Here is a 2,288-nt window from a genome sequence, read left to right on the forward strand (position 1 = left end):
GTGGTGCCCGGAGGCGGAATCGAACCACCGACACGAGGATTTTCAATCCTCTGCTCTACCGACTGAGCTATCCGGGCGACGAGGTGTATTAAAAGGCTTTTCGGCTTTCAGGTCAACAATAAAATTAAAATAAAATATCGTTTGATGAATTTGTGCTCGGAGTGGGCTGTTTTTATGCGTTTTAAGCAGCAATGCGCCATGCTTTAAGCGATGTTTTAACATTGATAGTGTGTTCACTTGCAAAATAAAGGCGATAAAAACAAAAAAGCACGTCTGAAAACGTGCTTTTTATTGAACAATTGACTTTAAACTAGTGCTTTACTGAGAACTTGTTTACCCAACCTTCTAGCTCATTCGCTAGTGAAGCTAAACTTTGAGTACTTGATTGACTCTCGGTTACGACAGAGTTTAGTTGTCCTCCGCTTTCATCGATAAGGTTTATGCGTAGCGCAATATCATCGCTAACCTGCGTCTGCTCAGCGGCAGCAGTAGCGATCTGCTGGCTCATTGTGGTGATAGATTCTAACGCCGTTACAATTTGCTGTAGAGCTTCAGAGGCATTCTTAGACTCTGTAACAGTGCTTTCACTGGTTTCTGCACATATTTCCATTGTGTGAATGGCATTGCGAGAGCCTTCTTGAAGATTGGAGATCATATACTGAATCTCTTTTGTGCTGTCTTGTGTGCGTCCTGCTAGGTTGCGTACCTCATCAGCAACGACTGCGAAGCCTCGGCCTTGCTCTCCAGCACGTGCTGCTTCAATGGCTGCATTGAGTGCCAATAGGTTTGTTTGCTCTGCGATATCACCAATCACATCGAGCACTTTTACAATATTATTTACATCCTGATCTAGATCGGCGACCGCTTTACTCGCAGTATTTAATTGAGAAGCTAAACCTTGAATGTTTTCAACCGTGTTGTGAATGAGTTTCTGAGTATGTTGGCTTTGTTTGTCTGCCTCGTCCGTATTGTTTGCGGTGTCGCTTGCTGAATTGGCAACATGGTTGGCTGAAGATGCCATTTCAGTCATCGCAGTGGCAATCATAGCCGTTGATTGCTGCTGAGATACGGTAAGATCGGCAATCGTATTTGATCGAGCCTCTACGGCAAACAACTCTGCGCGCAGTGCATGCATAGACTTCTCTAGGTTTGTCACCATGGTAGCTAGTGATTGACTCATATCTTGCACGGCACGATAGATACTTCCTCTCGGTGCCACAGTATCAAAACTGGTCTGGATGTCTCCTTGAGCGACAGCTTGAACTGCTTTACGCACGTCGTTAGGCTCTCCACCAAGTAGATTAAGCATTTTGCGAATCGAAATGATCAGGCCACTTAGAATACTTCCCGCGATAATCAGACACAGCACAAGCTGCCATTGTGCTGTCGACCAAAAACGTGCGTTAACTTCATTAAAGCCAATACCTGTACCGACAACCCAGCCCCAGTGTGGTGTTTTTTCTGCTATCGAGTGTTTTTCTTCAATGCTGCCATCTGCTTGTTTTTGGCTCCAGGTATATTCAACGATCTGACCTGTTTTGTGCCCCAATACATCTAGAATGAGTTGGCCTACGCTATTACCACTGCCATCTCTAAAGTCATGGAAGCTGGTTCCGTGCAGTTGAGGGTCTAGTGGTGCGGCGATGAACATCATATTTTCATCTGCGACATAAACGTATTCGTTGTCTTTGTAGATATTGTTACGAAGTAGGCGAGTGGCTAATGCTTTCGCTTCGTCTTCCGGCATTTTGCCTTCGATAGCCATCTTTTCTACTTCGGTAAGTATGCTGTACGCACTTTTAAATAGCTCAGTAACTCGAGCTTTGTTATCAAGGTTACTTGCGACGCGAAGTGTCCATAAGCCCGTTGCGGTCAGAGCTAGGAGAGCTAGCAATATGATCGCAGATAATAAATAGGCTTGAGTTTTTAGTTTCATATTTAGCTCACAAATAAAGTGTTATCACTATGCAAGGCATAGCTAAAAGAAGAAATGTAATAACTCGGGCATCTTAGTGAAGATGAATATGCTCGGATACTAATGCGTATTGAAATTACGATGAGGATTAAATTTTTAGCGTGAAATAAGTGTTTTTGAAGAAAAGATTTAATATTCGCTGATGTTTAGAAATGAAGTGCAGATAAATGGGAAAACGAGAAATGACGTATAAAGCAGATACAAAAAAGCCGCATCAAGTGATGCGGCTTTAAAAGTGGCTCCTCCTGCTGGGCTCGAACCAGCGACCTGCGGATTAACAGTCCGTCGCTCTACCAACTGAGCTAAGGAGGAA

Annotated in this window: 1 protein-coding gene and 2 tRNA genes; all 3 read right to left on the reverse strand. The window is 43.8% G+C overall.

The genetic code is table 11. The features are described 5' to 3' along the window. Position 1: 1 nt before the first annotated feature. Positions 2-77, reverse strand: a tRNA-Phe gene (locus tag R7R78_RS23830). A 233-nt stretch (positions 78-310) separates the two neighbouring features. Next, on the reverse strand, positions 311-1,936 hold the full coding sequence (locus R7R78_RS23835; protein WP_154205019.1) for a methyl-accepting chemotaxis protein: 1,626 nt from the start codon (positions 1,934-1,936) through the stop codon (positions 311-313). 275 nt (positions 1,937-2,211) lie between these two features. After that, a tRNA-Asn gene (locus tag R7R78_RS23840) sits at positions 2,212-2,287 on the reverse strand. Position 2,288 lies beyond the last annotated feature (1 nt).

It is taken from the genome of Vibrio sp. 2134-1, from assembly GCF_033339495.1.

What these genes read in the sequence shown, in the direction of transcription:
- R7R78_RS23835 (WP_154205019.1), bottom strand. Translation starts at nt 1,936, where the DNA reads ATGAAACTAAAAACTCAAGCCTATTTATTATCTGCGATCATATTGCTA.